The organism is Flavobacterium tyrosinilyticum (genome assembly GCF_023656565.1).
Lineage (GTDB): Bacteria > Bacteroidota > Bacteroidia > Flavobacteriales > Flavobacteriaceae > Flavobacterium > Flavobacterium tyrosinilyticum.
The window spans coordinates 645,414-671,507 of record NZ_JAMOKG010000003.1 but is presented as its reverse complement, the minus strand read 5'-3'; the positions used below and the strand labels follow the sequence as shown (position 1 = coordinate 671,507).

Here is a 26,094-nt window from a genome sequence, read left to right as displayed (position 1 = left end):
ATTTTTTAATGAATAAAGGCAGACTAGAAGCTTTTAGTGATGGCGTTTTGGCAATCATTATTACGATTATGATTTTGGAAATTAAAGCGCCAGAAGGACATCAATTTGCAGATTTAAAACCGCTTATCCCGAAGTTTTTAAGTTATATTTTGAGCTTTATTTATGTTGGGATATATTGGAATAATCACCACTATTTGCTTCATGGATTATTACGGGTAAACGGAAAAATCTTATGGAGTAATTTGCACTTTTTGTTTTGGCTTTCTTTAATCCCAGTTTCTACTGCTTGGATGGGAGAACATAATTTTGAAAAGGCTGCAATGACGATGTATGGCGTTGTTCTGCTTCTCTCGGCAATCTCCTATATTATTTTGCAATATAACATTGTGTGCATCGAAGGAAAAGATTCTGCTTTAAGAAGAGTGCTTAAAAAAGATTATAAAGGAAAAATCTCTTTAGTTTTATATGTAATCGGAATTGTTACTGCATTTTATAATCAATGGATTTCTGGAGCGGCTTACTTTACAGTGGCAATGTTATGGCTTATTCCAGACAAAAGAATCGAGAACATTTTTGCTTCAAACGAATAATCTATGAAATCTGTTTTTCAGTCCATTCAGGATTTCTCTGCTGACGAATTAAGTCTTTTAGACGATTTAATTGCATTTCGCACATTGAAAAAAGGGGAACTTTTGTTGACTGAAAATCAGGTTTGCAATGAAATAGTTTTTATTGAAAAAGGAATTCTCCGTTCCTTTTTTGTCAATCATAAAGGAGACGAAATTACCAATTGTTTTGCTTTCGAAAATGAGTTTATGGCTTCTTTCGCCAGTTTTATTACCGAAGAAAAAGCAGAGGAAAATATTCAGGCTTTAACCGATACAGAATTGCAAATTTTAGACCGAAAAGCTTTAGAAAGACTCTACCAGTCAGGATTCAATTGGCAAGAAACGGGCAGAAAATTAACCGAATTAGAATTTGTAAATCTGCATAAAAGAATGATTTCTTTTCAGAAATTATCTGGAGCACAGCGTTACGAAGAACTTCGCCAGAATCATCAAAAGTATATTCAGTTAATTCCTTTGCAATATTTAGCTTCTTATCTAGGAATAACGCCAAGGCACTTAAGCAGAATTAGAAAAGCAATGGTTTAAAAAATCCTTTTAATCTGTGTAATCTGTGGGGAAAGGACTTTTCAGGACATTTGTCTAGTAAAAGAAAGTATACTAGTAGTATTTTTGATAAAACATTTTCAGATGAAAAAAATACTAATAATAAACGGACACCCAAATGCCGAAAGCTTCAATTTTGGAATTGCAGAATCGTATCAAAAAGGTGTAATTGCTTCTGGCGCCCAAATAGAAACCATCACAATTGCCAATTTAAACTTCAACCCAAATCTCAAATTCGGTTATCAAAAACGAACGGATTTAGAACCCGATTTATTAGAATCTTGGGAGAAAATAAAAAGAGCAGATCATTTAGTTTGGATTCATCCCGTTTGGTGGGGCGGACTTCCAGCGATAACGAAAGGATTTATCGATCGTTTGTTTTTGCCTGGAATGGCTTTTCAATACCGCGAAAATTCAGTTTGGTGGGATAAATTATTAAAGGGCAAAACAGCTCACATCATTACGACCCTAGATCAGCCAAGCTGGTATTATCGTTTCTTTTTTGGAAGACCAAGTGTTAATCAATTAAAAAAATCAACTTTAGAATTCTGCGGTGTAAAACCAGTTAAAGTAAGCTACATCGGAATTATAAAAGGTTCTAAGGAAGAACAAAGAAAAAAATGGCTAGATAAAGTCTACAATTTCGGACTAAAAAATAAATAGTTTTTTATTTTCTACGACTCGAGCGATAGCGAATGGGCAAAACAAATTCAATAAATTATTAACATATTAATAAAGAAAAAAATTCGTGAAAATTCGAGAAATTCGTGGCCAACAAAAAAAATTAATCCTTTAAATCTAATCCAAATGTTGAACGCAAAAGCTCGATGTTTGGATTGATCTCTAAGAAACGATTATAACGATCTTGATTATTGTACGTTCGTTTCGTTTCAGCCTTTTCATTTACAATTACTTCAATAGTAATATCGTGATTGTGTAAATGACCTTTTAAATGCCCTAATAAACCGTTCATTTGACTTTCAAATTCTAGTTTTGAACCTTCGTTTGGCAATTCATAAGAAATTGTTGTACCGTTCAAAACAGGATCACTAATCAATAGAATCGATTCCATGATTTTAAGCCCTTTTTGACCTAAACGTTCCGCATATTTGTTCCAATGAAGACGCATGTCTGTTTCGTTAAACTCTTCAGTTGGTAAAACAGAAGAAGGTTTAACGTACGATTTTGTGCTAGCCTCCAATTCTTTTTTCTTGCGAATACTGGCAAGAGAAAAAGCAGAAACTTTAGGAGCGCCACTTGTATCTGCTTTTGGAACTTCTGGAGTTTTAACTTTTGGAGTTTCAATAGGAGCTTGGGCTGTATTTGAAATATTTACAGCAATAGGAGTATCATTGCTATTTGAATTAGCATTGACATTATTTTTTTCTTCCGAACTTGGAATTTGGGGTTTTACACTTGGAACTTCAACTATAGAATAGCCTCCGTTTTTAAAGTATATGGGCGGAATTATGAATTGCTCAGCTTTTTTTTTTCTCCATCAAAGTTGATAGAGGCCAATTGCATCAAGCATAATTCAACTAAAAGTCGTTGATTCTGACTTAATTTGTATTTTAAATCGCAATCATTTGCAATGTCAATTCCTTTTAATAAAAATTCTTGAGAACACTTCTGCGATTGCGTTGCATACATTTGCTGCGCTTGTTCTCCAACTTCTAATAAAGTAATAGTCGAAGGCGTTTTGCTTACTAATAAATCTCTAAAATGCGAAGCCAAACCAGCTATAAAATGATGCCCGTCAAAACCTTTAGCAAGAATGTCGTTGTAAGCTAATAAAATCTTCGGAATTTCATTTTCTAAAAGTAAATCGGTAATCGAAATGTAAGTTTCGTAATCTAAAACGTTTAGATTTTCGGTTACAGCCTGACGTGTTAAATTGGTACCGCAATAAGAAACTACGCGGTCAAAAATAGACAAAGCATCACGCATAGCACCATCTGCTTTTTGAGCAATAATATGCAGTGCATCATCTTCAAAAACGATTCCTTGACTTTCAGCAACATCTGCCAAATGTTCTTTAGCATCTTTTACTGTAATTCTTTTAAAATCAAAAATCTGACAGCGAGATAAAATCGTTGGAAGAATTTTGTGTTTTTCTGTTGTTGCTAAAATAAAAATAGCATGTTTTGGCGGTTCTTCTAATGTTTTAAGGAAAGCATTAAAAGCGGCCGAAGACAACATATGGACCTCGTCAATGATATATACTTTGTATTGTCCAGTCTGAGGCGGGATTCGAACCTGATCGATAAGGTTACGAATATCATCAACCGAGTTGTTTGAAGCGGCATCTAGCTCAAAAACATTAAATGCGAAATCTTCGGTAGGATCATCATATCCAGGCTGATTTATTTTTCGAGCCAAGATACGGGCGCAGGTAGTTTTGCCAACTCCACGTGGTCCTGTAAATAAAAGAGCAGAAGCTAAGTGATTGGTTTCTATAGCATTCAACAAAGTGTTGGTAATGGCTTTTTGCCCCACAACATCCTTAAAGGTCTGCGGGCGATATTTACGTGCCGATACTACAAATTGTTCCATATTCTTTTTTATTCGATAGCAAATATATGACTTTTGTTTCGTTGTTTAAAACCGATTTTAGTTATTTGGCGAAATTCTTTTTCTTCAAAATAACAAAGAGTAAACTCAGAAATAATACGATGTTGACAATCAAAGAAATGATAATATATTGGCCGTAAGTTTCCAATTTTGTTTCTGTTTTTTCTTTATCAGAAATTTCTTTTTGAGCATTTTTATAGGCCCGCAACTTTTCTAATTGATAGATCCAATCTTGTAAATTTCGATTTTCAAATTTCAGATCCCAAACATAAAAAGACAGTGATTTTATTTGATCATCTATCTTTTGAGAGATTTTGATTTCTGGAGGAGGAGGCATGGAGTCACTTCCATAAGGTCTAAATCCAGTACTTGGAGAACAACTGCTCACTTCGATAGTGTTATCGTCATTAAAATTGGCATAAACAATCCAAAGCTGTTTTAGAGATGGAACATTAGAACAGTTGCCAGAGTATTTTTGCGTAATGAACTGAGAATTGTATTTCCCTTTAAAGAGTTCTATGATTCTAAAAGTATAAATTTCCTTTATTGAATCTACTTTTATAACTTCTCCGTAAAACACAATTTCATATTTTAATTCAATTTCTACCATGCTCTCTCGGTCAATTGGCTTGCAATCACAAGAAAAAGCATAATTGGCAATCAATAAAATTGTAAAAAGTAATCGATATTTCAATTTCATAAAAGAAAAATTTTAATACAATAGTAATGATTTTTAACTAGATTATTTTGTATTTAAAAAAGTGCTATTTTCGTGTTAATTAATATAATATATTACAGCATAGCATATGGGAATATTTGATTTTTTATGGAAAAAGAATTCTGGAATTGAAGAGTCTAAATTTAATTCATCACAATTTCAACATGAAGTTTGTGCTTTGGCACTAGCTGAACTTGAAGGGAATGGATTAAATCCTGATGCAGCAATATATGAATTAGAAAAATTAGGTTTGAGTAATGAACAAATCAAATATGTTTTAGATAAGGTTAATATATTTCTAGAAAAAGAAAAAGAGAGCAATAATGGGGTTTATGGCAGTATAAATGAATTAAAGCCACAAGAAACTGATTTTCAGAAAGCTCTTGATTCGGGAGCTATTTCTGAAATTAAAATCATTCCTAATCCTGATCATGTGAGAGAAAGTACAGATTCTGATCAAGTAGATAAATATATAGGTTTTGGTGCTTATCAAATGGATAGAGGTGACTTCGATAATGCTTTGGAACTTTTTGATAAAGCCCTTGAGCTTGATGAAAAGGCTACGTTAGTTTATGCTAATAAAGGAACTTTGTATGCAAGAAAAAATGATAACGAAAAAGCAATATATTTTTATAACAGAGCATTAGAAATAGAGCCAGATAATCTTCAGATTTTAGAAAATAAAATGGATTTATTATTCGAAATGATGACCGAATCTAATGAATCTGAATTTATTGAGACAGTAAAAACTATTCTTAAAAATGATGAAACTAATCCGAATGCTTTAATTTTTATAATCCAATTTTATTCGAAAAATAATGAAATAGAAAAGGCATTGATTGATTTAAAGAAATTGTTTTCAATATATCACAAAGAGCATGTCGTAATTGATCTTTTGCTTAATACTTTTCATAAACTTTCTAAAGAAAGAGCTTTATCTGAGTTTATGAATTTCAGAAAAGACTTTGACGAGCAGGCAAGATATCAACTTGGTTATTGTAGAGGTTTGTATTTAAAAGGATTAGGTGATTTTGACGAAGCAATTACTCAGTTTGAAGAAATAAATAAAATTCATGAGTTTTCATGGAATTATTATCAAATAGCTATCATGAAGAATAGGCAAGATAAAATCCAAGAATGTTTTAAATATCTGAAAACTACTTTTGAATTAGAACCAGGATTAAAAAATGACGCAAAGCAATATCCAGAACTTCAGAATTTGTGGTTAAATCAAGAATTTATAGAATTAACCAAGTAAAAGATGGTTGGCTTTGAAAATAAATGTAATGTGTATAGATCATGAGAAAGTACTTTCTACTATTATTTTTATTTACAGCATTTGCCGTAAAAGCACAAAAAGCAACTCAAACAAGTCCCGTTTTTCAATTGCGCATCTATGAGATTTTTGAAAGCAATAAAAAAGAATTTCATGAGCGTTTTCGTGACCATGCCATGCGTATTATGAAGAAATACAACTTTAAGATTATTTCGATCTACGAATCAAAATCAGAGAAAAAAACGGAGTTTGTATATTTTCTAGAATGGCCAAATGAAGCCACAATGAAAAAAGCTTGGGAAGATTTTAGAAAAGATCAGGAATGGATTGATATCAAAAAGATGTACACTGAAAAATATGGTGATGTTGTGGGGAATATTGAAGATCGGGTTTTGACTAAACTTAATTATTCGCCTAATTAAAGTTTTGGTTATAAAGTGGGCAAAGTATGTATTAAGAGATTTATATTAATTGCTTGTAATTATTTGATAAAAAACTAGTTGTGTTTTATGAATTCATAGAAGTTTTGAATTGTAAGATTCAAAACTTTTTTTATGAGCTATTTTTAAGAAATCAATAATATTTAAAATTGTAAGATTATTTTGTAATATTTGATTGATTTATTCGTTAACTTAGAAGATTAATTAATTTAAAAAAGATATCATTATGAAAATTAAATCGATGTTATTAGGAATGAGTTTTGCTTTTTTATTAGTGGCTTGTGGACCTAAAGATGCAGATATTCAAAAGGAAATTACTGCAAAATTAAGCGAATTACCTGGAGTTTCAGTGACTGTAGAGAAAGGTGTTGCGACTATTTCGGGTACTTGTAAGGATGACGCTTTCAAACAAAATGCAGAAAGCATTGTAAAAGGAATAAAAGGTGTTAAATCGGTCGTGAACAATTGTGAGATTGCAACTCCAGAACCTGTAGTTGCGGCTCCAGTAGAAATTAATCCAGATGCAGTTTTAACCACTTCGGTAAATGAGGTAGTAAAAACGTACAGCGGTGTAACGGCAACAGTTAAAGATGGCGTAATTACACTTACTGGTGATATCAAAAGAAGTCAATTGCAAAATTTGATAAAAAGTGTTCAGGAATTGAAGCCTAAAAAAGTAGAAAACAAATTAACTATTAAATAATTGATGTTATGAGTTTAAAAGATAAATACAAAGAGTTAACAGATTTAGCTTCTAATTTAGGAGTAGCTGATTTGCAAGTAAGAGAACAAGATAATGTGCTGTATGTTGATGGAACGGCAAAATCTGCAGATGATAAAGAAAAACTTTGGGCTGCTTACGGAAAAATAGATCCTGATTTTAGATCGGCAGATGTAGTAATGAATATTGAAGTTTCAGAAGGAGCTTCTATAGAATATACTGTTGTAAGTGGCGATTCTTTATCAAAAATAGGAAAAGCACATGGTGTTTCATGGCAGACTATTTATGAAGCCAATAAAGACATTATTAAAAACCCAGACATCATACAGCCGGGCTGGAAGTTAAAAATACCAACAGCATAATTTTACTTATGGTGTGTTGCAAAAGTCCATCTCAATGATGGGCTTTTTTTGTTGGATTTAATCGCAAAATTTGTTCTCATTTTATCTTACTAAATATCCCCAGATTAATATCCTAATTGAAAACATATAAATCTCATCACAACATTTTATAATCATTTGATGATTAATCTCTTTAATTTTAAAAAATGTAAATTACTAAAAGAGAGTATTATGAAAATGAGATCCATTTTATTAGGAATGTGCCTTACCGTTGCTTTGGTATCCTGTAAACCTAACGATGCTGATATTGAAAAAGCAGTTAATGAAAAAATAAATGATCCTGATATCCAAGTTGCCGTACACGAAGGTGTGGCGACAATTACAGGTATTTGTGACGATGAAATGTTCAAGAAAAATATTGAAAAAAGCGTAAGAGCAACCAAAGGTGTAAAATCTGTTGTCAATACCTGCGAACTTGCTAGAGCCAATCAAGAACCTGCAGCGGCGACTGTTATAATTAATTCAGATACCGATTTGGATAAAGCTGTAAGTAAAGTAGTCGATGCGTACGATGGTGTGAGCGCAACTGTTGTTGGTGGCGTTGTTACGCTTTCGGGAGAAATTGCAAAAGATAGATTGCAGCCTTTAATGCAAAGTATTCAGGAATTGCATCCTAAAAAAGTAGACAATAAATTAACTATTAAATAAGGATGTTATGAGTTTGAAAGATAAATACAGAGAAGTGATAAATTTAGCATCCGAAATTGGAATTGCTAATTTGCAGGTAAGAGAACAGGATAATGTGCTTTATATTGATGGTACAGCGAAATCGGCTACTGATAAAGAAAAACTTTGGAATGCGTACGAAAAAATTGATCCTGAATACAGATCGGCAGATGTTGTAATGAATATTGCTGTTACAGAAGGTGCAACAAAAGAATATATTGTAAAAGGAGGAGATTCGTTATCTAAAATTGCTGCAGCTTACGGTATATCATGGAACGATATTTTTGAAGCGAATAAAGATATTATTTCAAATCCTGATTTGATTAAACCAGGTTGGAAATTGAAAATACCAATAGCATAATTTTTTTAGCTGCAAAGGTTCAAAGTTGCAAAGCAACAAAGATTTTTATTTTTATGTCATTCTTAGAAATTAAAAGGAATTTAGCTTCTAAGAATGACATAGATTATTGAATGTTTTTTGTTTTCAGTTTATTTTTACTTGATTTGAAAGACATTTTCTTCTAAAAACTACCTTCCCCTAATACTTAAATCAAATAAAAATTTTGCTGTTTCCTGATCTGAATCTGCCGAAAAGCCAGCAACATAAACTCCTTTTTTACCCGAAGTCGATTTAATTCCGTATACAACTGCCTCATCCGCTGGGTCTGACTCACCCTCGTATCGATACACATGAACAATTTCAAATTTCTCAGGATTCTTTTTAATCGCATCTGCATTTCGATTAAAATCGCACGTAAATCCTTTTTCATTCAATTGATCTAAAGCCTTTGAAACAGTTGCGTAATGATACATTCTTTTCATGATAAACTGAATTTAAATTATAGATTTTTAAAGATAACTATTTTAAAATTAAAATGTTATGATAAAATTCATAAAATCTGAAATTTAAAATCGTTATTGTTAGTGCTTAAATCCCTACTTTTGCACCGCAGACCGCCTTATCGTCGTCCGCCTCGGCGGAGGGAGGAAAGTCCGGACACCATAGAGAAGCATAGCGGGTAACGCCCGTCGGTTCCGAAAGGGATTAGGACAAGTGCAGCAGAAAGTATGTACAGGTAATGCTGTAGTGAAACCAGGTAAACTCTATGCGGTGAAATACCAAGTATATCGGCATTTAAGGGCTTCTCGTTCGTTGCCGAAGGGTAGGTAGATTGAGTCCAGCAGTAATGCTGGATCTAGATAAATGATAAGGTATTGTATCGTTGCAAAATGAGACAAGAACAGAATCCGGCTTACAGGTCTGCATTTTTTATATATTTGTGAAACTATCTAACTTGTTTTCATGAATACTGCCAATCCAAATTCTTCTTCAAAATCTAAAAAGGGCCTTTTTAGAACCATTGTAACCAATCTTACTTTTTGGGTTTTAATTGCTATTATTTCGGGTATTTTACTCGGACATTTTTCTCCAGCAAATGGTGTGAAGATGGAATTTTTGGGCAAAAAGTTTATTCAGCTAATTTCTCTTTTTATTGGTCCGATTATTTTCTTGACCATAGTTTTAGGGATTTCGGGAATGGGAAATCTAAAAAAAGTGGGAAGAATTGGCGTAAAAGCTTTAACTTATTTTGAAGTGGTTTCGACCGTTGCATTAGCAATTGGTGTCGCGGTTGCTTATATATTTAAACCAGGAAAAATTGATAAATCGGGATTGACATTTGGAGATGCAAGTCAGTATACAAAAGGAGCTTCCGAACATTTTTCGTGGTTACAGTTTTTCTTATCCAATTTTACTTTACAGGTTTTGTTGGCTGCTATTATCTGCGGAATTGCATTGAATTTTTATCAGAAAAGAGAGCAGACTATTTTGGTTTTGGAACGATTCTCAAAAGTGGTTTTCTTCGGATTAAAATATGTAATGTATCTCGCTCCAATTGGTGCTTTTGGCGGAATGGCCTATACAATTGGTAAGTTTGGTCTTGCCACTTTGATTCCGTTAGGAAAACTGATGCTTTGCGTGTATTTGACTATGGCACTTTTTGTTTTTTTGGTTCTTGGAAGTATCTTGAGATATTATAAAATAAATATTTTGTCGATTTTAAAATATATCAAAGAAGAACTTTTACTGGTTTTAGGAACATCGTCTTCTGAAGCCGCTTTGCCAAGTATTATGGTGAAACTGGAACGAATGGGTTGCAGTAAATCGGTTGTGGGATTGGTCATTCCAACAGGTTATTCTTTTAATTTGGATGGAACTTCAATTTACCTTTCGATGTCGGTACTTTTTATTGCACAGTTGTATGATGTGCATTTAACCTTTTTTGAAATCATGACCGTTATCGGAATTTTAATGATTACTTCTAAAGGTGCAGCAGGCGTAACCGGAAGCGGGTTTATTGTTTTAGCATCGACATTAACCGCTTTGCATAAAATTCCAGTTGAAGGTTTAGCCTTTTTATTGGGAGTAGATAAATTTATGAGCGAAGCCAGAGCGATTACCAATTTAATAGGAAACACAGTCGCAACGATAATAATCTCGAAAACAGAAAGAGATTTTACAGAACTGAATCTTGATACTGTTTCGGAGTGATTTTGCCACGAAGGCGCTAAGGCACGAAGTTTTTTTATCTCTCGCAAAGACGCAGAGTCGCAAAGATTTTATTTTCTTTGAGTTTAAAATTGTCCATTAAGTTGCAATCCCGAAGTTTCGAAAGAAAATATTTTTATGAATTGACTTCAGCTTTAGCTGGAGGATATGATGAATTAAATTTTAAAGGCTTTAGCCAAACATTTTCTAGTTTGGCTAAAGCCTTTTTCTTCGTTAATTTTTGACCATCCAGCTAAAGCTGGACGCTATCCAAATTAAATTTTACAATTAGTATTTGCTCACAAAGTTTTTATTTTTCTTTGGGCTTAAAAATTGCTCGCAAAGTCACAGGCTCACAAAGCATTTTATTAATTTTAAAACTTTGCGACTCTGCGACTTTGCGAGATAAAAAAACTTCGTGCCTTAGCGCCTTAGTGGCAAAATAAAAAAATAATTAGGCTTCGTCCTTCGTTGTTCGCACCAGACTAATGCCTGACATGAAAAAGACAATTCCTAATATTCCGTAAATAATAAGTGATTTTATATCTCTGGTTTCTCCAGATGTGCCGGCAAAAATAACTGCCGTATAAATAAGTCCTACAATTCCGAGGATTGTAAGCAACCCACCGAAAAATCTTTTTAGGTTCATGATTGTTAGATTTAAAAGTTCTCTAACAAAGTTAATTTTCAATAAGTTAATCGCTGTTATACAATTGCTTATATAAAATTATATGATTTACAGGATGCTATTTTTCTATTTTAAATTCTAATCCAATATTTCGGACGCTTTCAATCTTGATTTTAGGATCGGAATTAAAATATTTTCTAAGTCTGCTGATAAAGACATCCATGCTTCTTCCGGAGAAATAATCGTCTTTTTTCCAGACAGACATTAAAATCTGATCTCTTTTTAATAACTGATTGTGGTTTAAATACAAGTATTCGATAAGAGAAGCTTCCATTTCTGTAAGCTGCTGCACATGATTTTTATTATTAAGTGTCAGACGTTCATTATCAAAAATATACGAACCAATTTCGATTATGTTATTTCCGTCCAGACTTCTCTTTTGTTCGATTCTTTTTAGAATATTCTGCAAACGTAGCACCAGTTCGTCAACTTCAAACGGCTTTACGATATAGTCATCGGCGCCAAGTTTTAGACCAATGATTTTGTCTTCTTTTAGCTTTCTTGCGGTTAGAAAAATAAATGGAATTTCCGGATTAATGGTAATTATTTTTTCAGCCAATGAAAATCCGTCCATTTTGGGCATCATTACATCAAAAACACAAATATCAAAAGTCTGGTTTTTAAAATAGTCCAAAGCTATTTCGCCGTTTTCGGCCCAAATTACTTCAAATTGATGCAATTCTAGATATTGTTTTAAAATCGCCGCAAAGTCAAAATCGTCTTCGGCTAATAGTAATCTTTTCAAAATAAAGGGATTAAACTTTTAATAAAATAGTAAACTGAGTTCCTTTTCCTAAATCGCTAATAACGTTTACAGAACCTTGATGCGCTTTTACGATTTGGTCAACATAATACAATCCTAAACCTAAACCTTTTGTGTTGTGAAGATTTCCTTGTTCTACTCGGTAAAACTTATCAAAAAGAAACGCTTGTTTGTTTTTGGCAATTCCAATTCCGTCATCTTCAAAACTGATTGAAAATTGTTTTTCGACAATTTTTGTTTTTACTGTAATGGTGTTTGATCCGTATTTTACAGCATTTTCGAGAACATTTAAGAAAGCAGTTGTCAAATGAAATTTATCTAAAATCAAAATAGTTTTCTCAGTCTGAAAATCGGTTTTAAGATTGATTTTAGGAAACGTAATTTTAAAATCATTTGCAATAGAAAGTAGAAAATCTTCGGCTTCTATTTTTTCTTTTTGCAGTTCAATTTCGTTTTCCGCCAAAGAATTTGCCATAACCTGATCAATCAGATTCTGAAGACGGTTATTCTGGCGCGAAATGGTGTTTACAATCGAATTGAAATTTTCATCGTTGTCGCGAATATTTTTCTGCGCTAAAATCTTTGTCGAAATCCCTAAAGTAGCCAATGGAGTTTTCAGTTCGTGCGTAATATTATTGATGAAATCGGTTTTTACATCACTGACTTTTTTCTGTTTGATTAAAGCTTTTAAAGCTATAACAAAAAGCGTAATTAAAGTCAGAATTGATAAAAGAGATAGAATCAGAATAAACGTCATTCTTCTTAAAATAATCATTTCCCAGTCAATAACAGAAACGTACATCGAATCTTCTGTCAATAATTTATATTCCTCATTTTCAAAAGTGCCGTTTGTTGTTTCAACATAACTTCTTACTAAAAAGGCATGATTTAAAGAAGCCAGATTTCCGTACAATTTATTCTGGATAAAAGGTTTTTCAGAGAAAATAGTATCCGCTTCCTGTTCGTTTTTGTAAAGAATAAATTTGTTTAGAACAATGGCAAAATCAATTTTAAAATCGGGTAAATCTTTCTCCAATTTTCGTTTGATTTTTTGAGTTATGATGTTTTGAGATTGCGCATTCAAAACGCCATTTTTAATGTCCAGTTTACTTTTTTTTCCTTTCATGTATTTTTCTGAAAGGCTTTTGTAAAGCACTTCTTTTCTAGAAACCAAAGCCGAATCGATATCGCTGTAATTATTGGTAATTTGAGCAATTTCGTTTTTTATCTGCGTATGAAACTGCGCTACTTTATATTCATAAGCCGTCTTTACTAAATAGCATTGCACGGTCATAAGCACAAATAGCGCTACGACAGAAAATCCGATTAATAAATTGATTCTTTGCTTCATATTGGTTGAAATGACGTTTCAAAAATACAGTTTTTAGCCAACAAATAGGAGATTAACCTTGCATTAACCTACGATTAACTTTCAGAACAGGGTTTTCAAAGCATTTTTGCACTTCCATTAACTAAAAATATACTTTAAATGAATTTTTGCCTGCCCTTAAAACTGCTTATTACTCTTTTGCTTTTTTGTCTTTCATTTATGGCAAACGCTCAGAATAAAACACCAAAGGATTCGATTTCAAATGAATTAAAGGAAGTAGTAATCAGTAAGGAGAAAAAAATGTTTACCAACGCAAACGGAAATGTAAAGATCGACGTTGCCAATTCGGTTTACAGTACAGTTCCAAATCCGATTGATTTGCTTTCAAAACTGCCATCGGTTCAAATAGGCAGTGATCGCGAAAGTATTTCGATTGTCGGAAAAGGAAATCCATTAATTTATATAGACGGTCAAAAAGGAACGATAAGCGATTTAAATGCTTTATCTGTTGCCGATATTAAAACAGTAGAAATTATTAAAAATCCCTCTTCTAAATATGAAGCCGAAGGCCGTGCTGTAATTTTGATTACAAGAAAAGTAAGTAAAAAAGATAGTTTTAAAACCGAAATTTCTGAAGTGGCTTCTTTTAAAAGAAATTACAATAATTATTTGGGGTTTAATTCGAGCTTTAAAAAAGATAAATTAGAATGGAAAGCCAATTTTAATTACAATCTTCGAAATCCGTGGGAAAATCATAGTTTGGAATATGAAATTCCGAAAGCTTCTATAGTCTCCAATTATGATGTAACAGCAAATTCGCATGTAAAGGAATATGTTTTTGGAGGAGGTGTGTTTTATAAAATAAATGAAGATGATTATTTGTCGGTTAATATAAATGGCAAAATGCGAAATGATACTTTTAATATCAACACTTTCACTTTTAATCAAAATCAGAATGAGATAAATAATGTCTTCACTTTTAGCGATAATTCAAGTGCTAAGAATTTCTTGAATTCATTCATCAACTATTCGAAGAAAATAAAAGCTATCGATACTAAGTTGTTTATTGGTTTTCAGGGTTCCAACTACAATCAGCATTTGTTGAGTTTGGTGCAAAATAATTTTAATGAAACCGATTTTAAATTGTCGCAAAACCGGGATCAGAAATTTAATGTGGATGTTTTTTCAGGAAGGATCGATTTGGAGAAAAAGTTCAAAAATGAAATGACTCTGGAATACGGCGGATTGTATTTAAAAGCGAAATCAAAATCAAATGCTGACATTTTTGATTTTGAAGAGGGTAAAAGTGAAGTTTCAGATTATGATTTTAAAGAAGAGAACCTCGCCGCTTATGTTCAGTTTTCGGGAAAGCTGAAAAAAATAGATTTTTCATTCGGATTAAGAACAGAAAACACTAACGTGTACTCCAAGTTTAAAACGCAAGTTTCGCCCTCTATAGATAAAAACTACACCAATTTGTTTCCTAAAGCCGATCTTACAATACCTATTGACAGCACAAAAAGCATCAATGTAAATTATTCAAAAAGTATTGTAAGGCCTAATTATTCGTCTTTAAGTCAAATTGCGACGTATATAAATCCGTATTTTTTATATGGGAGCAGTATAAATTTAGGGCCAGCATTTGTAGACGAACTTTCAGGCTCATTTCAGTATCACGATAAAACTTTAAAATTGAGTTATTATCAGACAAAAGACGTAACCAATCCGAGTTTTGTGTTCAATGAGGAAACCAATGTATTAATGATCACGGATATTAATTATAAAAGAGAAACGGGTTTTACCATAGATTTCACCCTTCCGTTTACCTATAAATTCTGGACAACCACCAACTCTCTAATTTTTGTAAAAAGTAAGGTGGAAGACGATACGGCACTTTTGCATCCTTCAAAGCCTTATTTGTATTATTACTCAAACAATACGTTCAAATTGCCAAAAGATTTTAGTTTCGTTTTATCTTTCTGGGGAACAACCAAACAAAACGATGGAATTTTTGAGCGAAAAGCCAATTTTATAGTCGATTTGTCACTAGCAAAAACATTTGGTAAAAACTGGAGCTGTACTTTAAATTACAACGATATTTTTAGATCCACGAGTTATACAGATGCTTTTAGCATTAATAATATAAACTCAAAGGCTAAATATTGGGTAGATGCAAATGAGATTTCTATTGCGATTCGTTATTCTTTCGGAAAGATAAAAGATTCCGAATTTAAAGTAAAAAGTGTTAATGAGAATGAAAACAGAATTAAATAAAAAGTAGGTTAATTCTTTCTTTTCAGGAATGGTTTTTGAATATTTAATTCAAAAATTAAATATTTAAGTAATGAAGTTTTGGAATTTAAAAAGAATTGTTTTTTGCATTTTACTAACAACCCAATTTTATAATGTTAGATCTCAGGAATTGAGAGGTTTTGGAAATTATTCGATGTATTTAGGAACAGGAAGTTCAGAATCTGTTAAAGAAATGGAAGCAGGGATTGATATTGGAGATTTTCCTTCAATAGCTGTTCAGCTTTCGCTAAGTTATTTTACTTTGAAAAATATTGAACAAGAAAATTATGATTATGATAATTATGTTTTGCAAAAGCAGTTAGCAAAAGGTTATGCGGTAAACACGGGTTTAGGTTTAAAGATTTATAATTTATTTTTGGATGATTATTTAGGAAGGGAATTTAATTATTTTATAATGCCTAAATTAAATCTGGCACGAATACAAGCTACAGAAAATTTTAGCAGTTCCGATTATTTTAATCTTTCAAATTCGTTTATTCAGAAGCGTAGTCTCCCAGCTTGGCAGGTTTATGGAAGTGTAGAAATTGGCTACGAATTTTTCTTGTCTGAAAATAATTCCAATTCTATTGTTGTAAGTGCTATTTACAATCGGTTAAATTTGGGAAAAGCGTTAAATAAAATGCCATATAACAATGTAGATTATAGCAGGCCTGATAATTTTGGACTTGGAATTTCTTTCTACTTTGGAATTAAAAAACCATTTTCATTCAAATAGAAAGAAAAAACTCTTGCATTTCAAGAGTTTTTTCTTTTTCAATATTTTATTGTTTATAATATATTCCTGGCATCAAGCCTGTCGATTCAATTTTTGATTCTGATATTTTGATAAAACTAAATTTTTTGCTGGGCGTATTTATGCAATTATATTTTATGCTATAATAATCGATTAATTCTACTTCCTGAACATTTGGAGTTTGGTAACTGCTATATTCATTCAAGTAATACTTTTCATAATCAAATATTTCATCAGCAGCAGAACTATATTTTTGCATAGGATATTTGTATAACAAATCGTCTCCAGTAAATTGAATCATTCTGTCTTTGTTATCTTTCCAAATTCCCCTTATCCAAATAGGAGGATCAATGTATTGTTGTCTATGATAATAATTTTCATTGTAATAATTATAATCATCATAATAATCTTGATTACAAGAAGTGCAACAAATTATTACAATTAATAAACATATTTTTTTCATCTCTTTTTTTTGCAAAAAAAGAGATGTTCTATTCTTAAAATAGGACAACGAAGACTTAATAATAATACTTTAAGACATTTTTGAATCAAGCGTAAAAAAAAACCTTGTAAAATTTTCACAAGGTTTTTTTTATATATTAAAAAATAAAAAAAATATTAACCTTCATCTTCTTCAGATTCTTTTTTAGAAGCATCATGTGGTAATTCTTCATCATCATCGGTCGAATTCAATTCAAAAAAACTAAAGAAAGAACCGCCATAACTTTTCTGGAAAGAAAAATTACTCATATGATCCAGTTTGGTGTATTTTGAATGTTCGATAATCATCATTCCGTCGTCTTCCAATAAATCTCGTTCAAAAACGGTTAGAACGATTTTCTCAAAAGTTGCCTGATCCAATCCGTAGGGTGGATCTGCGAAAATGATATCGTAAGTAGTTTTAGAATTTTCTAAGAATTTAAAGACATCGCTTTTGGTTGCAGCAATATCAAAATCATATTCTGATGAAACTTGTTTGATAAATTTTACGCATCCAAAATCGCCATCAACAGAAGTAATGGGAGCACTTCCGCGAGAAGCGAATTCATAACTTATATTGCCAGTTCCCGAAAAAAGATCTAAAACCTTTAAGCTGTCAAAACTAAAATGATTATTCAAAACATTAAACAATGCTTCTTTACTCATATCAGTCGTTGGTCTTACAGGTAGATTTTTTGGCGGAAAAATTCTGCGTCCTTTGTATTTTCCTGAAATGATTCTCATGATTGAAATAAGATATAATGTTTTTGATTTTGAGCGGTTGTAAAGCTATTTCTTTCCTTCAGTTTTGAAACATCCATAAAAGAAATATGGCGTACATATTTGTAAGCTATAGCATAAAATGGATCATTTTCTGAAATAGTTCCCAATAATTCTAATTTGAAACTTTCCGGATTCATGCTCATTTGTTCTGCTGTAAATAAAATATAGTAGATAAAATCTTCTGGAGTATTATATTCGAATGAATTAAACAGCAAAAGCTTTTGATTCTGCACTACAATAATTTCAAAACTCTCAGGATTAAAATTGACGATCATTTTCTTATCGTCGTTATTTCTTGAGTTATCCAAAAGTTTTTCGACCAAAATGCTGTTAGCGTGTTTATAATCAAAAGAACCAACATTATCGATTAAGAAATTGTTGATATTCACAAAGGGAATATAAACCGAGTTCATCTGATAATTAGGAATTTGATCAAAAGTAAAAAAGTCGGTATCAAACACTTTTGTAGTGTATTGCAGATAACTTCCTAAATAATTCTCATCAAACAAAGCAGTCGGAACAAAAGTCGAAAGGTTATTGTTATGAATAACCATTACTTCATCGTAAGTATTTTTTAATTCAGGATTGCTTTTAAAAGCATCATTGAACAGATCTTCAATTCGAGATGTCTTACTGGTAGTATCAAACTTTATTTCCTTAAAAGAAGTGATGATATTATTTAAAGTATCGAAACAGCAATATGAAAATCCAGTCAGTGAAACCTGAATAGAAAGTTTTCTGTAATTTTTTGAAGTAATGTTAGTATTTTGTAATGACATAGTTGATTTACAATTCGTTACCTGTTTTAAATCAAGAAAGAATTTAAGCGACCACAAACTTACAAATAAAAAAAATAACAATGTCAATTTCAATATCAATGAAAAAGACTTAATTAATATGCAATTTCAAAATTTAATATTACAAGAAAGTTAGCAAAATATTATCATTCTGTTTATTGTCAATTATTTAAGGTTGTAATTAAATTTAGGTTTTAGATAGTATTTTAATTTTCATATTTAATTTGACTTTGCCATTGAAATTGCTAATGATATTGAATTTTGCCATTGCTATTGCTATTGCTATTGAAATTGAAATTGAAATTGAATTTTGCCATTGAAATTGATTTTTGCCATTGCCATTAAAAAAGTCGACCTTTGTATTTCAATATTACTCTATGAATTCTGCACAGTTTTACGGTACTTTACAAAAACGATTTCCTTTTGCTCCAACATACAAGCAGGATATTTTTTTTCAGAAAATTGCAATCTTTCTAACCGAACCCCAAAACGACACGATTTTCGTTTTGAAAGGATATGCGGGAACGGGAAAAACTACCGTTATTTCTACTATCGTTAATAATCTTAGCGAGATCAATAAAAAATATGTTTTGTTAGCACCAACAGGACGCGCGGCAAAAGTAATCGCCAATTATTCGAATAATCCGGCCTTTACGATTCATAAAAAAATATATTTCCCGAAGAAATCTTCTGGAGGTGGAGTAGCCTTTACCAAGCAAGTCAACAAACATAAAAATACCATTTTTATCGTCGATGAGGCCTCGATGATCTCAGACAGCACATTAGACAGTGGCTCGCTTCTAGACGATTTGATCAATTACGTTTATTCTGGAAGCAATTGCAAAATGATTCTTTTGGGAGATACTGCCCAGTTGCCTCCAGTAAATTTAGATATTAGTCCGGCGCTGGACATTCAGACTTTGGGCATTCATTATGACAAGGAAATTGAACATATCGAATTGGACGAAGTAATGCGTCAGGAAGAAAGTTCAGGGATTTTATTCAATGCAACAGAATTACGTGAATTGCTTAAAGAAAGTTTTATAACCGAATTTAAATTCAATGTAAAGAAGTTTAAAGATATTGTTCGACTAACAGACGGTTACGATATTCAAGATGCGATTAATACTGCCTACAGCAATTATAGCATTGAGGATACTGCTTTTATTGTTCGTTCTAATAAACGTGCCAATCAATATAATGAGCAAATCAGAAGCCGAATTTTATTTAAAGAAAGCGAACTTTCGGTTGGAGATTTTTTGATGGTGGTAAAAAACAATTATTTCTGGCTGAAAGAAACAGACGAAGCTGGATTTATTGCCAACGGAGATATTATTGAAGTTTTAGAACTTTTCGGAATCAAAGAATTGTACGGATTTAAGTTTGCGAAAGTAAAAATAAGAATGGTTGATTATCCAGAACAAAAACCTTTTGAGACGGTTTTAATTCTAGATACCTTAACTAGCGAATCGCCTTCTTTAACCTATGAAGAATCGAATCGTTTGTACGAAGAAGTGATGAAAGATTATGAAGATGAGCCAACCAAATATAAAAGATTTCAAAAGGTAAAAGAAAACGAATATTTCAACGGATTACAGGTTAAATTCTCTTACGCGATAACCTGTCATAAATCGCAAGGTGGACAGTGGAACACGGTTTTTATCGAACAGCCATTTCTTCCAAACGGAATTGATACTGATTACATTAGATGGCTTTATACGGCGATGACACGTGCTAAAAATAAGCTATATTTGATAGGATTTAAAGACGAGAGCTTTGAGGAATAATTTTTTAGCCACAGATTAAAAGGATTAAAAAGATTTTTTGAATGCGTTTAAATTTCTCTCGCAGATTTTGCAGATTGAGCGGATTATTAATTTAAAAAACTCAATTAAACAATCTGATCAATCTGCAAAATCTGCGTGAAACAAAAATTAAGCATCACACCATTTTAACTTAAAAATGAGTAAAAATCTTTTTAATCCTTTAATCTGTGGCAGAAAAAAAATAAAATGACAACGCTTAACGACTTACATTCGATTTCATCTACGTTTTCGAATACTGATAAAATGCCGGTTCTGTTTTTAGGACATGGCAGTCCGATGAATGCTATTGAAGAAAATCAATTTGTGGCTGGTTTTCGTAATCTGGCTAAAACATTGCCGCAACCCAATGCTATTTTATGTGTTTCGGCGCATTGGTTTACCAAAGGAACAAAAGTTACCGCGATGGAAATGCCGAGAACTATTCATGATTTTGGAGGTTTTCCGCAAGCGCTTTTTGATGTGCAATATCCAGCAAAAGGAAGTCCAGAATTAGCCTTAGAAACACAAAAGATTTTAGATCCCGTAATGGTCGAATTAGACGAACATTGGGGATTAGATCATGGCGCTTGGAGTGTAATTAAGCATTTATATCCAAACCCAGATGTTCCCGTAATTCAGTTGAGTATCGATTACACTAAATCGGGACAATATCATTTTGAATTGGCTCAAAAACTGCAAGCATTACGTTATAAAGGTGTTTTAATTATAGGAAGCGGCAATATCGTACACAATCTTAGAATGGTCGATTTTAGAAATTTTGATAAAGATAATTACGGTTATGATTGGGCAATTGAAGCACGTGAAACTGTGAATAATTTTTTGCTTGATGGAAATTTCCAGCCTTTAATTGATTTCGAAAAAATGAATAAAGCTGTCCAATTAGCAGTTCCAACGCCGGAACATTATCTTCCGTTATTATATACTTTAGGTTTAAAAGATAAAAACGATGAATTGGAATTGTTTAATGATAAACTTTTAGCAGGTTCGTTGAGTATGACTTCGGTGAAAATATTGTAATAGTATTTTTTTAAATCGTTTTCCAATCGTTTTCATTTATGTGATATTGGTCTACAAGTTTATAATCTACATAATTTGTTTAAAAAATAAATTGGTGAGACAATAAAGTGTTTGATCTAAATTTGTTTATTTTTGTGTAAGTAATTGTTTGTCAGTTGATTGTTTGATTTTTGTTTTCTTTTTGAGTAGTTTTTTAAATGCCTTTTGTGATTAACTGGTGATAAATTTAAAAAACGATAGAAGATGTTTACAAATTAAGTTAAAGTGCGGCATCAGCACTATAATCACTGATAAAACTAAGATGAATCCAAACAAAGCATTATGGGAAAAAGGCGATTTTACACGCGTTGCAGAATCTATGAGAGAAAGCGGTGCGGAATTGGTTGCCAAAATTGGAATAAAAGAAAATAGTGACGTTTTAGATCTCGGCTGTGGCGATGGTACAACCGCAATACCTTCGGCAAAATTAGGGGCCAATGTTTTAGGTGTTGATATAGCAAGAAATTTAGTTGAAGCTGGCAATCTTCGAGCAAAAAAAGAAGGATTAGATAATATTGTATTCAAAGAAGGGGATGCAACCGATTTAAATGAATTGAAAAACCAATCTTACGATGTGACGATGAGTATTTTTGGAGCAATGTTTGCTCCAAAACCTTTTGATGTTGCTAAAGAAATGGTTCGTGTCACACGACCTGGGGGTAAAATTATTATGGGTAATTGGATACCGGGTGATCCAACGTTGATTGCACAAATCTTGAAAATTAGTTCTGAATTTACACCACCGCCTCCTGAGGGTTTTGTAAGTCCAATGCTGTGGGGTATTGAGGATAATGTTATCGAAAGATTCACAAATGCGGGTATTCCTAAAGAAAATATTTCTTTTGAGAGAGATACCTTTACATTTAAAGCAGCATTTCCACCTTCGGAGTGGCTAAATCGATTAAAAAATTACTATGGCCCAACTATGAATGCTTTTGAAGCTGCAGAACAAAATGGAAAAACTTCAGATTTGTATGCTAAACTTGAAGGATTAGTGAATAGCCAAAACCAAAGTAATGACAAAAATTCTACCTTAATTCCTGCAACTTATCTTCGTGTTACGGTTTTGGCTTAATTTTTTTCTAAATACATAAGACAAGAAGTTTGTTAATAATAATCGATGTATGGTTTGCTAGTAAACAGAAAATTAAAAGTAATTTTTGCATATTTGCAAACACTTAAAACCGGTGAAAATTAAATTACTAAATTTTGAGTTTTTTAAACTCAGTAAAATATAAGAATGAAAATAATAGCGGTAATTCCAGCCCGATATGCTTCAACTCGATTTCCTGCCAAATTAATGCAGGATTTGGGAGGCAAAACAGTAATTCTGAGAACCTATGAAGCGGCAGTTTCGACAAAATTGTTCGATGATGTTTTTGTAGTAACCGATTCTGATCTGATTTTTGATGAAATTGTTTCTAATGGAGGAAAAGCGATTATGAGCATTAAAGAACATGAGTCTGGAAGTGATCGAATTGCAGAAGCCGTTGCAAATCTAGATGTTGATATTGTAGTGAATGTACAAGGTGATGAGCCTTTTACAGAAGCAGGACCATTAGAGCAGGTTTTATCTGTTTTTAAAAATGATTCAGATAAAAAGATTGATTTAGCTTCATTAATGCGCGAAATCAAACAGGAAGAAGAAATCAATAATCCTAATAATGTAAAAGTGGTGGTAGACCAGTCGCAGTTTGCATTGTACTTTTCAAGATCTGTAATTCCGTATCCAAGAGAGAAAAATGTTGGTGTAAGATACTTTCAGCACATCGGAATTTATGCATTCAGAAAACAGGCTTTATTAGACTTTTACAGCCTTCCAATGAAATCTTTAGAAGCTTCTGAGAAGTTAGAGCAGTTAAGATATTTAGAATTCGGAAAACGTATCAAAATGGTTGAAACGACCCACGTTGGAATTGGGATTGATACGGCTGAGGATTTGGAAAGAGCTCGAGCGATGTTGCGAGATATTTAAAATATAATTGGTATTACGCATTATTCACAATCTTGTCATTTCGACGGAGGAGAAATCTCCGCGAGAAACTCCACAATGCTGATCAATTTTTGTCAAGCTACTTACGGAGATTTGCTTCGCCTGTTCGCTATCGCTCGAGTCTCCTTCGTCGAAATGACAAAACTGTTTGGACACTTTGGGTAAAAACAAAAAAACGCTCCAAATTCTTGGAGCGTTTTTATTATCTAAAATTCTTATTTTACTGATATAAAGCAGGGAATTTAGAAGGGTTAACTTCGTGCATCATATCGTAAATTTTCTCGTAAATATCTTCTGCAGAAGGTTTAGAGAAATAATCGCCGTCAGTTCCGTATGCTGGTCTGTGCGCTTTTGCTGCTAAAGTTTGTGGTTTGCTATCCAAATGTTTGTAAGCATCTTGTTCTTCTAAAATCTGCTGTAAAATGAATGCTGAAGCTCCTCCAGGAACGTCTTCATCAATTACTAATAGACGGTTTGTTTTGGCAACACTTTTTACAATGTCTTTGCTAATATCGAACGGAAGTAAAGATTGAATATCAATAACTTCACACTCAATTCCTTTTTCTGCCAATTCATTAGCCGCTTGCATAACCAATCTTAAAGTTGATCCGTAAGAAACTAAAGTAATATCAGAACCTTCTCTTAGCGTTTCTACAACCCCGATTGGCGTTTTGAATTCACCAAAATTCAGCGGTGTTTTTTCTTTTAAACGATATCCGTTCAAACATTCAATAACCAAAGCAGGTTCATCACATTCTAACAAAGTGTTATAAAAACCAGCTGCTTGTGTCATGTCTCTCGGAACCAAAACATGGATTCCGCGAATAGCGTTGATAATCATTCCCATTGGAGAACCAGAATGCCAGATTCCTTCCAAACGGTGTCCGCGAGTTCTAATGATTAATGGTGCTTTCTGTTTTCCAACAGTTCTATATTGTAATGTAGCTAAATCATCACTCATGATCTGAATAGCGTACAACAAATAATCTAAATACTGAATTTCAGCAATCGGGCGCAAGCCTCTCAATGCCATTCCGATTCCCTGACCAATAATAGTCGCTTCACGAATTCCGACATCGGCAACACGAAGTTCTCCGTATTTTTCCTGCATCCCTTCCAGACCTTGATTTACGTCTCCGATGTTTCCAACATCTTCACCGAAAATTAAAGTTTCAGGATATTTAGCAAATAAAGCATCAAAGTTATCACGAAGAATCATTCTTCCGTCTAAATCTGGTTTTGCATTTTCTGCATATTTAGGAAGAACTTCCTGTACTGAAAATACATTTTTAGAAGATTCAGAATGTAAATTACTGCTAAATTTTTCCTGAGTTTCTGCTATGAAATCTGTAATCCAATTTGATAAAAGAACTTTGCTGTTTGGAACTTCGATAAAACGAAGAATCTTTCTAGCATAAACCAATAATTCTTTCTTTAAAGGCGCTTTGATCGCACTTAATTCAGAAATTAATTTCTTGATTCTATCTTTATGGTTAATGCTTGCATCAGCAATTTGTTCTAATAAAGTAAGAAGGTTTTTTTGATCCTCGATAATTGGATTAATAAAGTTGTTCCAAGCTTCTTTTTTAGCTTCTAAGACTTCTTTCTTCAATTCGAAATCAATTTCTGCCAATTCTTCTGGAGAGGCAATATTAATGGCAATCATCCATAGACGCATTTGACGAATACAGTCAAAATCTCTTTCCCAAGCTAGTCTTTCTGCATTTTTGTAACGTTCGTGAGAACCAGAAGTAGAGTGACCTTGCGGCTGTGTTAATTCGTTTACGTGAATTAAAACTGGTATATGTTCTTCACGCGCAATTGCTCCGGCTCTTTCATAAGTAGAAACCAATTCGGCATAATCCCAGCCTTTCACTCTAAAGATTTCATAACCTTTAGAATCTTCATCACGCTGATATCCTTTTAAAATTTCAGAAATATTCTCTTTAGTAGTCTGATGTTTAGCATGAACAGAAATCCCGTATTCATCATCCCAAACACTCATTACCATTGGAACTTGTAGCACTCCAGCAGCGTTTATAGTTTCAAAAAACAAACCTTCAGAGGTACTTGCGTTACCAATAGTTCCCCAAGCTACTTCGTTTCCGTTAACAGAAAACTTATCTTTAATGGTTATTCCATCAACCTCTCTGTAAATTTTTGAAGCTTGTGCCAAACCAAGTAATCTTGGCATTTGTCCTGCTGTTGGAGATATATCTGAACTTGAATTTTTTTGTTTGGTTAAGTCTTTCCAAGAACCATCTTCGTTTAAACTGTGCGTTACAAAGTGTCCGCCCATTTGTCTTCCGGCAGACATAGGATCAAAAGCTAAATCAGTATGACCGTATAAACCGGCAAAAAACTGTTTGGCATTCAATTCACCAATAGCCATCATAAAAGTTTGATCGCGATAGTATCCAGAACGGAAATCTCCGTTTTTAAAAGCTTTTGCCATTGCCAGCTGCGGAACTTCTTTTCCGTCACCGAAAATTCCAAATTTAGCTTTTCCTGTTAATACTTCTTTTCGACCTAAAAGACTACATTCACGGCTTGTTACCGCAATTCTATAGTCATTCAATACCTCAGTTTTGAAGTCTTCAAATGTCAGTGTAGTATTGCTTTTTTCTTTTATCATAATCTTGTAGCGTCATGTTGTTTATGTCGCGAAATTACTTAAAAACAATCAATAATCATAATTCTTTAAACTAAATATAATTTAATTATTTGTATTCAAATCTAAAAACTACGTATTTTATTTATGTTATTTTTATATGAAATTTATTTTTATTGATAATTTCGCAAGTTTTTGTTTAAAATTT

At 32.6% G+C, this 26,094-nt stretch carries 28 protein-coding genes and 1 other RNA gene; 18 read left to right on the top strand and 11 right to left on the bottom strand.

Annotated elements, in window-relative coordinates; genetic code table 11:
- Positions 1-8: 8 nt before the first annotated feature.
- The 3 genes from NCC77_RS17165 (at position 9) to NCC77_RS17155 (ending at position 1,835) form a co-directional block, all read left to right on the top strand.
- The gene (locus NCC77_RS17165; protein ID WP_250836702.1) at positions 9-590 is read left to right on the top strand and encodes a TMEM175 family protein; all 582 of its coding nucleotides are present in this window, start codon (positions 9-11) and stop codon (positions 588-590) included.
- Positions 591-593: 3 nt separating this feature from the next.
- Positions 594-1,154 carry a Crp/Fnr family transcriptional regulator gene (locus tag NCC77_RS17160; protein ID WP_250836701.1) on the top strand — a complete coding sequence of 187 codons (561 nt, stop codon included), beginning with the start codon at positions 594-596 and terminating at the stop codon, positions 1,152-1,154.
- A gap of 102 nt (positions 1,155-1,256) precedes the next feature.
- Complete coding sequence (locus NCC77_RS17155; protein WP_250836700.1) at positions 1,257-1,835, top strand: NAD(P)H-dependent oxidoreductase; 579 nt, start codon at positions 1,257-1,259, stop codon at positions 1,833-1,835.
- A gap of 121 nt (positions 1,836-1,956) precedes the next feature.
- Here the strand turns inward: NCC77_RS17155 and NCC77_RS17150 are convergent, their stop codons facing one another.
- Positions 1,957-2,301 carry a DNA polymerase III gene (locus NCC77_RS17150; RefSeq protein WP_250836699.1) on the bottom strand — a complete coding sequence of 115 codons (345 nt, stop codon included), beginning with the start codon at positions 2,299-2,301 and terminating at the stop codon, positions 1,957-1,959.
- On the opposite strand from NCC77_RS17150, the gene NCC77_RS17145 reads away from it, so the two are divergent.
- Positions 2,300-2,611 (top strand): hypothetical protein, encoded by a 312-nt coding sequence (locus NCC77_RS17145; protein WP_250836698.1) that lies wholly within the window; start codon positions 2,300-2,302, stop codon positions 2,609-2,611. The genes NCC77_RS17150 and NCC77_RS17145 overlap by 2 nt on opposite strands.
- 28 nt (positions 2,612-2,639) lie before the next feature.
- Here NCC77_RS17145 and dnaX read toward each other — a convergent pair whose 3' ends face one another.
- Entirely contained in the window at positions 2,640-3,725 is a 1,086-nt protein-coding gene (gene dnaX / locus NCC77_RS17140) for a DNA polymerase III subunit gamma/tau (protein WP_250836697.1), read from the bottom strand.
- Positions 3,726-3,786: 61 nt separating this feature from the next.
- Entirely contained in the window at positions 3,787-4,443 is a 657-nt protein-coding gene (locus tag NCC77_RS17135) for a hypothetical protein (protein WP_250836696.1), read from the bottom strand.
- Between the two features lie 106 nt (positions 4,444-4,549).
- Here NCC77_RS17135 and NCC77_RS17130 point away from each other — a divergent pair, with 106 nt between their 5' ends.
- The 6 genes from NCC77_RS17130 (at position 4,550) to NCC77_RS17105 (ending at position 8,326) form a co-directional block, all read left to right on the top strand.
- Entirely contained in the window at positions 4,550-5,719 is a 1,170-nt protein-coding gene (locus tag NCC77_RS17130) for a tetratricopeptide repeat protein (RefSeq protein WP_250836695.1), read from the top strand.
- A 41-nt stretch (positions 5,720-5,760) separates the two neighbouring features.
- The gene (locus NCC77_RS17125; RefSeq protein ID WP_250836694.1) at positions 5,761-6,159 is read left to right on the top strand and encodes an NIPSNAP family protein; all 399 of its coding nucleotides are present in this window, start codon (positions 5,761-5,763) and stop codon (positions 6,157-6,159) included.
- Positions 6,160-6,403: 244 nt separating this feature from the next.
- The gene (locus NCC77_RS17120; protein WP_250836693.1) at positions 6,404-6,880 is read left to right on the top strand and encodes a BON domain-containing protein; all 477 of its coding nucleotides are present in this window, start codon (positions 6,404-6,406) and stop codon (positions 6,878-6,880) included.
- Positions 6,881-6,888: 8 nt separating this feature from the next.
- Positions 6,889-7,260, top strand: a complete 372-nt coding sequence (locus tag NCC77_RS17115; protein WP_250836692.1) for a LysM peptidoglycan-binding domain-containing protein — start codon at positions 6,889-6,891, stop codon at positions 7,258-7,260.
- A gap of 210 nt (positions 7,261-7,470) precedes the next feature.
- Positions 7,471-7,947, top strand: coding sequence for a BON domain-containing protein (locus NCC77_RS17110; RefSeq protein ID WP_250836691.1), 477 nt, complete (start codon positions 7,471-7,473; stop codon positions 7,945-7,947).
- A gap of 7 nt (positions 7,948-7,954) precedes the next feature.
- Positions 7,955-8,326, top strand: coding sequence for a LysM peptidoglycan-binding domain-containing protein (locus tag NCC77_RS17105; RefSeq protein WP_250836690.1), 372 nt, complete (start codon positions 7,955-7,957; stop codon positions 8,324-8,326).
- A gap of 167 nt (positions 8,327-8,493) precedes the next feature.
- Here NCC77_RS17105 and NCC77_RS17100 read toward each other — a convergent pair whose 3' ends face one another.
- The gene (locus NCC77_RS17100; RefSeq protein WP_008467915.1) at positions 8,494-8,787 is read right to left on the bottom strand and encodes an SH3 domain-containing protein; all 294 of its coding nucleotides are present in this window, start codon (positions 8,785-8,787) and stop codon (positions 8,494-8,496) included.
- 124 nt (positions 8,788-8,911) lie between these two features.
- Between NCC77_RS17100 and rnpB the strand changes: the two genes are divergently transcribed.
- Positions 8,912-9,237, top strand: an RNA gene (gene rnpB, locus NCC77_RS17095) — RNase P RNA component class A.
- Between the two features lie 31 nt (positions 9,238-9,268).
- Positions 9,269-10,516 carry a cation:dicarboxylate symporter family transporter gene (locus NCC77_RS17090; protein ID WP_250836689.1) on the top strand — a complete coding sequence of 416 codons (1,248 nt, stop codon included), beginning with the start codon at positions 9,269-9,271 and terminating at the stop codon, positions 10,514-10,516.
- Between the two features lie 451 nt (positions 10,517-10,967).
- On the opposite strand, the gene NCC77_RS17085 is transcribed toward NCC77_RS17090, so the two are convergent.
- The 3 genes from NCC77_RS17085 to NCC77_RS17075 all read right to left on the bottom strand — a co-directional run bounded on the left by NCC77_RS17085 (position 10,968) and on the right by NCC77_RS17075 (position 13,315).
- Complete coding sequence (locus NCC77_RS17085) at positions 10,968-11,135, bottom strand: hypothetical protein (RefSeq protein WP_250836688.1); 168 nt, start codon at positions 11,133-11,135, stop codon at positions 10,968-10,970.
- A gap of 124 nt (positions 11,136-11,259) precedes the next feature.
- Positions 11,260-11,946: a response regulator transcription factor gene (locus NCC77_RS17080; RefSeq protein WP_095931545.1), complete on the bottom strand. Its 687-nt coding sequence runs from the start codon at positions 11,944-11,946 to the stop codon at positions 11,260-11,262.
- A 10-nt stretch (positions 11,947-11,956) separates the two neighbouring features.
- Positions 11,957-13,315, bottom strand: coding sequence for a sensor histidine kinase (locus NCC77_RS17075; protein ID WP_250836687.1), 1,359 nt, complete (start codon positions 13,313-13,315; stop codon positions 11,957-11,959).
- A 138-nt stretch (positions 13,316-13,453) separates the two neighbouring features.
- Here NCC77_RS17075 and NCC77_RS17070 point away from each other — a divergent pair, with 138 nt between their 5' ends.
- Together NCC77_RS17070 and NCC77_RS17065 are read left to right on the top strand one after the other, a co-directional pair.
- The gene (locus tag NCC77_RS17070) at positions 13,454-15,568 is read left to right on the top strand and encodes a TonB-dependent receptor domain-containing protein (protein WP_250836686.1); all 2,115 of its coding nucleotides are present in this window, start codon (positions 13,454-13,456) and stop codon (positions 15,566-15,568) included.
- A gap of 70 nt (positions 15,569-15,638) precedes the next feature.
- Positions 15,639-16,322: a hypothetical protein gene (locus NCC77_RS17065; protein ID WP_250836685.1), complete on the top strand. Its 684-nt coding sequence runs from the start codon at positions 15,639-15,641 to the stop codon at positions 16,320-16,322.
- Positions 16,323-16,368: 46 nt separating this feature from the next.
- Here the strand turns inward: NCC77_RS17065 and NCC77_RS17060 are convergent, their stop codons facing one another.
- The 3 genes from NCC77_RS17060 to NCC77_RS17050 form a co-directional block, all read right to left on the bottom strand.
- On the bottom strand, positions 16,369-16,818 hold the full coding sequence (locus tag NCC77_RS17060) for a hypothetical protein (protein WP_250836684.1): 450 nt from the start codon (positions 16,816-16,818) through the stop codon (positions 16,369-16,371).
- Positions 16,819-16,958: 140 nt separating this feature from the next.
- Positions 16,959-17,564 (bottom strand): RsmD family RNA methyltransferase, encoded by a 606-nt coding sequence (locus NCC77_RS17055; protein ID WP_095931549.1) that lies wholly within the window; start codon positions 17,562-17,564, stop codon positions 16,959-16,961.
- Complete coding sequence (locus NCC77_RS17050) at positions 17,561-18,382, bottom strand: DUF3822 family protein (protein ID WP_250836683.1); 822 nt, start codon at positions 18,380-18,382, stop codon at positions 17,561-17,563. Before NCC77_RS17050 ends, NCC77_RS17055 begins: the two co-directional genes overlap by 4 nt.
- A gap of 395 nt (positions 18,383-18,777) precedes the next feature.
- On the opposite strand from NCC77_RS17050, the gene NCC77_RS17045 reads away from it, so the two are divergent.
- The 4 genes from NCC77_RS17045 (at position 18,778) to kdsB (ending at position 23,257) form a co-directional block, all read left to right on the top strand.
- A complete protein-coding gene (locus tag NCC77_RS17045) occupies positions 18,778-20,187 on the top strand; it encodes an ATP-dependent DNA helicase (protein WP_250836682.1) in 1,410 nt (469 codons plus the stop codon).
- Positions 20,188-20,412: 225 nt separating this feature from the next.
- Complete coding sequence (ygiD, locus tag NCC77_RS17040; protein ID WP_250836681.1) at positions 20,413-21,243, top strand: 4,5-DOPA-extradiol-dioxygenase; 831 nt, start codon at positions 20,413-20,415, stop codon at positions 21,241-21,243.
- 301 nt (positions 21,244-21,544) lie between these two features.
- Positions 21,545-22,357: a class I SAM-dependent methyltransferase gene (locus tag NCC77_RS17035; protein ID WP_250836680.1), complete on the top strand. Its 813-nt coding sequence runs from the start codon at positions 21,545-21,547 to the stop codon at positions 22,355-22,357.
- A gap of 165 nt (positions 22,358-22,522) precedes the next feature.
- Positions 22,523-23,257: a 3-deoxy-manno-octulosonate cytidylyltransferase gene (gene kdsB / locus NCC77_RS17030; RefSeq protein ID WP_250836679.1), complete on the top strand. Its 735-nt coding sequence runs from the start codon at positions 22,523-22,525 to the stop codon at positions 23,255-23,257.
- Positions 23,258-23,495: 238 nt separating this feature from the next.
- Here kdsB and NCC77_RS17025 read toward each other — a convergent pair whose 3' ends face one another.
- Positions 23,496-25,910 carry an alpha-ketoacid dehydrogenase subunit alpha/beta gene (locus NCC77_RS17025; RefSeq protein WP_250836678.1) on the bottom strand — a complete coding sequence of 805 codons (2,415 nt, stop codon included), beginning with the start codon at positions 25,908-25,910 and terminating at the stop codon, positions 23,496-23,498.
- Positions 25,911-26,094 lie beyond the last annotated feature (184 nt).

Coding starts and splice junctions, on each gene's coding strand:
- NCC77_RS17165 (WP_250836702.1), top strand. CDS start 9: ATGAATAAAGGCAGACTAGAAGCTTTTAGTGATGGCGTTTTGGCAATC.
- NCC77_RS17160 (WP_250836701.1), top strand. CDS start 594: ATGAAATCTGTTTTTCAGTCCATTCAGGATTTCTCTGCTGACGAATTA.
- NCC77_RS17155 (WP_250836700.1), top strand. CDS start 1,257: ATGAAAAAAATACTAATAATAAACGGACACCCAAATGCCGAAAGCTTC.
- NCC77_RS17145 (WP_250836698.1), top strand. CDS start 2,300: ATGTCTGTTTCGTTAAACTCTTCAGTTGGTAAAACAGAAGAAGGTTTA.
- NCC77_RS17150 (WP_250836699.1), bottom strand. CDS start 2,301: ATGCGTCTTCATTGGAACAAATATGCGGAACGTTTAGGTCAAAAAGGG.
- dnaX (WP_250836697.1), bottom strand. CDS start 3,725: ATGGAACAATTTGTAGTATCGGCACGTAAATATCGCCCGCAGACCTTT.
- NCC77_RS17135 (WP_250836696.1), bottom strand. CDS start 4,443: ATGAAATTGAAATATCGATTACTTTTTACAATTTTATTGATTGCCAAT.
- NCC77_RS17130 (WP_250836695.1), top strand. CDS start 4,550: ATGGGAATATTTGATTTTTTATGGAAAAAGAATTCTGGAATTGAAGAG.
- NCC77_RS17125 (WP_250836694.1), top strand. CDS start 5,761: ATGAGAAAGTACTTTCTACTATTATTTTTATTTACAGCATTTGCCGTA.
- NCC77_RS17120 (WP_250836693.1), top strand. CDS start 6,404: ATGAAAATTAAATCGATGTTATTAGGAATGAGTTTTGCTTTTTTATTA.
- NCC77_RS17115 (WP_250836692.1), top strand. CDS start 6,889: ATGAGTTTAAAAGATAAATACAAAGAGTTAACAGATTTAGCTTCTAAT.
- NCC77_RS17110 (WP_250836691.1), top strand. CDS start 7,471: ATGAAAATGAGATCCATTTTATTAGGAATGTGCCTTACCGTTGCTTTG.
- NCC77_RS17105 (WP_250836690.1), top strand. CDS start 7,955: ATGAGTTTGAAAGATAAATACAGAGAAGTGATAAATTTAGCATCCGAA.
- NCC77_RS17100 (WP_008467915.1), bottom strand. CDS start 8,787: ATGAAAAGAATGTATCATTACGCAACTGTTTCAAAGGCTTTAGATCAA.
- NCC77_RS17090 (WP_250836689.1), top strand. CDS start 9,269: ATGAATACTGCCAATCCAAATTCTTCTTCAAAATCTAAAAAGGGCCTT.
- NCC77_RS17075 (WP_250836687.1), bottom strand. CDS start 13,315: ATGAAGCAAAGAATCAATTTATTAATCGGATTTTCTGTCGTAGCGCTA.
- NCC77_RS17070 (WP_250836686.1), top strand. CDS start 13,454: ATGAATTTTTGCCTGCCCTTAAAACTGCTTATTACTCTTTTGCTTTTT.
- NCC77_RS17065 (WP_250836685.1), top strand. CDS start 15,639: ATGAAGTTTTGGAATTTAAAAAGAATTGTTTTTTGCATTTTACTAACA.
- NCC77_RS17055 (WP_095931549.1), bottom strand. CDS start 17,564: ATGAGAATCATTTCAGGAAAATACAAAGGACGCAGAATTTTTCCGCCA.
- NCC77_RS17050 (WP_250836683.1), bottom strand. CDS start 18,382: ATGTCATTACAAAATACTAACATTACTTCAAAAAATTACAGAAAACTT.
- NCC77_RS17045 (WP_250836682.1), top strand. CDS start 18,778: ATGAATTCTGCACAGTTTTACGGTACTTTACAAAAACGATTTCCTTTT.
- ygiD (WP_250836681.1), top strand. CDS start 20,413: ATGACAACGCTTAACGACTTACATTCGATTTCATCTACGTTTTCGAAT.
- NCC77_RS17035 (WP_250836680.1), top strand. CDS start 21,545: ATGAATCCAAACAAAGCATTATGGGAAAAAGGCGATTTTACACGCGTT.
- kdsB (WP_250836679.1), top strand. CDS start 22,523: ATGAAAATAATAGCGGTAATTCCAGCCCGATATGCTTCAACTCGATTT.
- NCC77_RS17025 (WP_250836678.1), bottom strand. CDS start 25,910: ATGATAAAAGAAAAAAGCAATACTACACTGACATTTGAAGACTTCAAA.